The sequence below is a fragment of the Pedobacter sp. genome (assembly GCF_045628745.1).
GTDB lineage: Bacteria > Bacteroidota > Bacteroidia > Sphingobacteriales > Sphingobacteriaceae > Pedobacter.
In genome coordinates, this window is the sequence record NZ_JAZQPU010000332.1 from 1 (window position 1) to 5,630 (window position 5,630).

Consider the following 5,630-nt stretch of genomic DNA (forward strand, 5'->3'; position numbering starts at 1 on the left):
TATTTAAACCATCCTTTACAGGGCTATTGGTAACTTCAGAATCATAAAATACCACCTTAGATACAAAAGGATATTGCAGCAATAGCGTATCTACATATTTTGCGGTAGTAGCAGAGTCAAGGTAACCATTGTAATAAGAAACTTCGGGCAGCTTGTTTTGAAAGAAATCACTGTAAGGCTTAATGCTCTCTTCCATGACTTTTACCTTCTCTGAAACAAATTCATTTTCTATATACTTTTTGCTAAAGTTATAGACAAAAATTAAGGACAAGATCAGCAGCACCGAAATCAGGATGATGAAGGTAACAATGAGGTAAAAATTCTTGCGGTAACCGCTTTTCTTTTCTAAAGTCATTACCATGGAGGCTATTTCTTTTTTAAGTGCGTTTGCAGGAACTGCTCTAGCGCAAGGTAATATTTAGCCTTGTCTTCTACCGTATTTTGTGGAGGATCCAGATAAGATTTTTCAAGGTAAACAACGTTTTCATTTCTTTTTTTAAGCTCCTTCACAAACTGGACCACTTCGCCCGGGTTTACCCATTTATCTTTGTTATTAAGCGCAATAAATACAGGCACTTTGATTTTATCGGCATGAAAAACCGGCGAAGCCTGTCGCATGTAATCCACATCAGTAACAGGGTTACCAATAATGTCATAATACATCTGCAGGTTGGTCTTTAAATAAGGTGGAATAGCTTTAAGGTAGCTGAACAGGTTAATGACACCCGCATTGGATGCCGCACAGGCATAAGTTCCCGGATTAGCATATAAACTGTTTAAAGCAAGGTAGCCCCCAAAGCCAGCACCATAAATGGCCACCTTTTTAGGATCGGCAATCTCCTGTTTAACCAGCCAGCGCACGCCATCTTCAATATCATTGTTGATTTTTGCCCCCCACTGTTTAAAACCTGCGGCGGCAAAATTTTTGCCATAACCCGAAGAACCCCTGTAATTACTCTGGAAGACGGCATAACCGCGGTTGGCCAGAAACTGCACTTCGGCATTATAGCTCCAGCTGCTGCGGTTACCCAGGCCGTTATGCGACAACACCACCAGGGGAAGGTTTTTAGCAGCTCCGTTTTTGGGTAGCGTAAGGTAACCATGAATCAGCAAACCATCGCGCGATGTATAAGTAATCGCTTTCACATCACTCATGTCAGCCACCTTGATTGCAGGGTTTACATCGCTTAATTTTTTAAGCTTATTGTCTCCAACGGTGTATAAATAATAAGATCCCGGATTTTTATCGGTATAAGTCCGCAGCAGGAAAATACCCTCTGCTTTGTCGCGATCCACAATTCTCGACTCCGTGCCGGGCAATAATTTTTCTATACGTTGGTATAGACTTTTTACCGCATCATCAAGGTAATACTTTTCGCGCTTCCAGTTTTCGCAAACCACAAAAGCCATTTTTTTATTGCTGATGGAATATTGCGCTTCTACTACGTTGAGGCTATCATTGCTGAATAACACACTTATTTCTTTCCCTGTGTGGCAATCAAGTTCTACCAATGCATTTTTATCCCGGTTAACATTAGAAATGGCATAAATTACATCAGGTTTGCTTTCAGAAAAGGCCACAGGAATAAGCGTAGTTTTAAAACTATTGGTGATTACAGGTTTGAAAGGCTGGTTTTCATTATCACGGTATAAAAGGGTTTCATTAACCCCATCGCTGGAACTTGCAAGCCTTAACTTTGCTTTGGCATCAGTATACCAGCTGGTGATATTTCCCGGATTTTTAACTGCCATTTCCATCTTGCCGTCTCTCACATTTAAACGATAAACGTCAAAAATGGTAGAATCGCGTCTATTGGACGATACAAGGAGGTATTTATCATCAATCAACTGTTCTTTCAGTAACCGCATCCTACTTTTTTCATCACTCTTCAACAGGCGCTCATTTTTGCCATCTTTATCGATAATGAACAGGGAAATATTTTTGCTTTGGGGAAGCTTTTTATAATAAATCAACTCGGTATTGCTTACCCAGAAATAATAATTGATATTGACGTCTGTAACCTGGGTAATCTGTGAAACATGGCCAGTGGCAATGTCTTCTATAACAATATTCTGGTGGTTATTTTGCAGCGTTAAATAAGAGAGGCTCTTGCCATCGGGCGACAAGGAGAAGCTCGACTTTTCTGGTGCTTTAAAAAAATCGGCTACAGGAATTTCCTTCACTTCCGCTGTACAGGCGAAAATAAAAGGTAAAAGCAGCAACCATAAGTATTTTTTTATTCCAGTCATCATCATCATTGGCAAACAAAGGTACTCAACAGGGTCAACCCTTTAGGGCAATACACCATAATTGTTACCTGCTGTAAGTTTTATAGCAGTCAAATTACTGTTTTTTACAAATAAACCCTCAGCTGCTAAGTAACATTTAAAGGAGATTGAGATATATTCCTTAATTTATAACTTTATATTTGTTCCATGTTTTTATATAATATAACCCAGATTGTTGAAGATACTGTACTTGATCAATACCTGGAATGGATGGAAAAAGTACATTTACCACAAGTAATGGCAACAGGTAAGTTTGTGAGTCATAGATCATGGAGAATTATTGACTCTCCAAATGAAGGAACAACTTACAGCAACCAGTTCTTTTTTGAAGAAATTGCTGCCTATGCAGACTTTCAACAAAGCTTTGAACCTACTTTTCAACAAGAAATTAAAGATAAATTTGGAGATAGTGTGCTCACTTTTACTTCTTTGATGCAAGACGAATTATAACATGACTATTTCTGAAACTCCAATACCCGATCTTTTACTGATAGAACCAAAAGTATGGGCCGATAACCGTGGTTATTTTTATGAAAGTTACAGCGCCAAAGCCTTTGCAGAGCTTGGTGTAGATATAAACTTTGTACAAGACAACCAGTCTTTCTCTCAAAAGGGAATTTTACGCGGCCTACATGCACAGAAAGCACCTTTTGCACAGGGTAAACTGGTAAGGGTAATACAAGGCAGTGTGCTGGATGTTGCGGTAGATGCCCGTAAAGACTCTCCAACCTTCGGTCAGCATTACAGTGTAGTACTCAGCGGCGAGAACCATAAACAGTTATGGTTGCCAGCAGGCTTTTTACATGGCTTTTTAACCCTTGAAGATAACACCATCTTTACCTACAAGGTAACGCAGTATTACGATAAGGCTTCTGAAGTTGGCGTGATCTGGAATGATGCTGATTTAAACATCAACTGGTCTGAAGCTATTGCGGAAACTGATTTTATATTATCAGAAAAAGATCTCGTATTACCTGCTTTTAATGATTTCAATAGTCCTTTTTAAGGTCTTTATCAGCTAAAATACTTATAGTTTAGTATCCGCCCGACCAAGTGCATATTGCGTAGACCTATCATGGGGCATAGAGCAAACAAGAAAAAAGAGCAAAAATGCTTTCCATGGTTGATGATTGGAAAGCAAGTGGATTGACCCAAAAAGCCTTTAGCCTTTTGCATGGGATCAATATTGCTATTCTGGGTTATTGGGTGGCCAGGTCAAAGGAACCGGCGATTATCAGCTTTATTCCCATAACAGCTAGTTTAAAAAAGAGCTCCTAGCAGGTCGAGATTATTTATCCTACAGGTGTTCGGCTTAGAGTAGAGAACGACCTGGTGCTGATCGCTCAACTGACCGCTTGTAAGCAGATATTTTCTTTAGGTTCATCGCACTGGTTCCACCTCTATGATGGGCATTGCGATATGCGCAAATCATTCGACGGGCTTTGCGGCTGGTTACTTCGGTCATGCAGCGCCAGCCGACCAGTGGCGAGGTGTTCGTTTTCCTGAAACGCACCCGTACCCATATTAAACAGCTACACTGGGAGCACGGCGGCTTTGTACTTTATTTACAAGCGCCTTGAGCAAGGTACTTTTCCCATCGCCAGGGAAAAAGCAGGAGAACTTTCCTGAGTTATTTAGTGTTAATGATTGCGGAGATCCAGGTTGTTAAAAGCATAAAGAAAAAACGTTATTCACTGATCTAAAGTGCTTTTTTTTTGCTTAAACGCAACTTTTCGCGTATTTTTAGGGTATGCAAACAGAGGCTGAAAAACCTCTCAAAAGAAGAGCTTATCAAGATTGCCAGACAGCAATTGGCGGGGCAAAAATCTTTGGAGCGTAAGACAAAGTAGACCGAGATCGAACGCCTGACCTGGGAGCGCGATTACCTGAAGGCCCAGGTGGAGATGTTCCAGCGGATGCAGTTCGGTTAGAAGCGCGAGCGCTTCCAGGGTGACCCCAACTAGACCCTACTGCCCTTCGAAGCTGATCCCGCCTAAGTAGAACAGCAGTAGGAAGAAATAAAGGAAAAAATCGAGTATGTGCGCAAGCGCCCCAACCATCACGGGCGGGCAAAACTCCCTGAGCAGTTACCGGTAGAAGAGATCGATATCCACCCTGAGGGAGATCTATCCCAGATGGTGTGCATCGGTAAAGAAATTACCTAAGAGCTCGAATGTGAGCCGGCAAAGTTCTAAATCACACGCTACATCCGTTATTAGTATGCTGCCAAAAACGGTGAAGGGGTAAAGATCACCGAGCTTCCGAGCGTGTCATCGATAAGGGGATCCCGGGAGCTAGCATGCTGGCGATGATCCTGACCGGAAAATACATGGACCACCACCCGCTGTATCGCCAGAAGCAGCGATTCGCGCGGGAAAATATCCAGATACCCTCCTCCACAATCGATGGCTGGGCAAAAGAAGCCCTGATCAAACTCCATCCGCTGTACGATCAATTGGTCTTCTATACCAAAGCAAAAGGTGGACGAGAGCCACATTAAAGTGCTGGACAGCGATAAAAAAGGTGCTACCCACCAAGGGTATTATTGGGTATATCATGCCCGCTAGAAGGATCGGTGCTTTTCGACTACAGTCCCACCCGGGGCGTAGTGCCCCATTGCCTATATTAGGTAGCTTCAGTGGTTACCTACAGCCCGACGGCTATGCGGTATACGAAAAGTATGCAAAGGAAAAGGTCCACCCACCTTGCCTGTTGGGCACACGCACACCGCGAGTTGGAACGGGCGCTGGACAATGACCGGCCAAGAGCGGAAAAAGGTAGTCGGATACATCCAGCAGCTGTATGCTGTTGAGCGGAAGGCAAGGGATGCAGAAGCAACCAAACAACTCCGCTTGGAGGAAGCCTTCCCGGTGGCTAATGAGCTTGGGATGTGGATCGGCAGGGAGATAAAAACTACATTACCAAAAAGTCAGATCGGAAAAGCCATGGACTATGCGGCCCACAGGTGGGATCCCTTGACTGAACACCTTAAAGACGGAAGCCTGTGGATATTACGGTTCGGATGGGCGGATACTAAAAAACAACAAATTTATTGACACAATTCTGGATATCAACTGTTGATAGATTAGATTGAATATCAACAAGTTAGCTGGTATCAATTTTAATTAAAAAGTTATGAAAAAGTTCACATTAATTAGTGGTTTGATATTATTAATACAACCTTTAATTGCACAAGATTTATTGAATTCCAATGATTCTGACCCCACCAAAATGGGATGGATGAAAGGGTTTCCACCTCCGAAAGACCGTACCGTTTCTGCAGCAGATGGTAGTTTCTTTAATTTTCCTGCATTACGTTACAGCGTTTGCCATATGAGAAA

Annotated in this window: 6 protein-coding genes and 3 pseudogenes; 7 read left to right on the forward strand and 2 right to left on the reverse strand. The window is 42.3% G+C overall.

Features of this window, described 5'->3' with window-relative positions; translation table 11 throughout:
* Nucleotides 1-361: pseudogene (locus ACR2F7_RS12245) on the reverse strand (sensor histidine kinase); the annotation flags it as partial.
* Between the two features lie 5 nt (nt 362-366).
* Nucleotides 367-2,259 carry a prolyl oligopeptidase family serine peptidase gene (locus ACR2F7_RS12250; protein WP_432713846.1) on the reverse strand — a complete coding sequence of 631 codons (1,893 nt, stop codon included), beginning with the start codon at nt 2,257-2,259 and terminating at the stop codon, nt 367-369.
* Nucleotides 2,260-2,436: 177 nt separating this feature from the next.
* Between ACR2F7_RS12250 and ACR2F7_RS12255 the strand changes: the two genes are divergently transcribed.
* From ACR2F7_RS12255 to ACR2F7_RS12285, 7 genes and pseudogenes are all read left to right on the forward strand, one after another.
* Nucleotides 2,437-2,739: a DUF4286 family protein gene (locus ACR2F7_RS12255; protein WP_432713847.1), complete on the forward strand. Its 303-nt coding sequence runs from the start codon at nt 2,437-2,439 to the stop codon at nt 2,737-2,739.
* A 1-nt stretch (nt 2,740) separates the two neighbouring features.
* Nucleotides 2,741-3,295, forward strand: a complete 555-nt coding sequence (gene rfbC / locus ACR2F7_RS12260) for a dTDP-4-dehydrorhamnose 3,5-epimerase (RefSeq protein ID WP_432713848.1) — start codon at nt 2,741-2,743, stop codon at nt 3,293-3,295.
* Nucleotides 3,296-3,396: 101 nt separating this feature from the next.
* A pseudogene (tnpA, locus tag ACR2F7_RS12265) lies at nt 3,397-3,567 on the forward strand (IS66 family insertion sequence element accessory protein TnpA); the annotation flags it as partial.
* 164 nt (nt 3,568-3,731) lie between these two features.
* Nucleotides 3,732-3,869, forward strand: coding sequence for an IS66 family insertion sequence element accessory protein TnpB (gene tnpB, locus ACR2F7_RS12270; RefSeq protein ID WP_432713849.1), 138 nt, complete (start codon nt 3,732-3,734; stop codon nt 3,867-3,869).
* A gap of 728 nt (nt 3,870-4,597) precedes the next feature.
* Complete coding sequence (locus tag ACR2F7_RS12275; protein ID WP_432713850.1) at nt 4,598-4,789, forward strand: IS66 family transposase; 192 nt, start codon at nt 4,598-4,600, stop codon at nt 4,787-4,789.
* Nucleotides 4,790-5,042: 253 nt separating this feature from the next.
* Entirely contained in the window at nt 5,043-5,345 is a 303-nt protein-coding gene (locus tag ACR2F7_RS12280; RefSeq protein WP_432713851.1) for an IS66 family transposase, read from the forward strand.
* 79 nt (nt 5,346-5,424) lie between these two features.
* Nucleotides 5,425-5,630: pseudogene (locus ACR2F7_RS12285) on the forward strand (hypothetical protein); the annotation flags it as partial.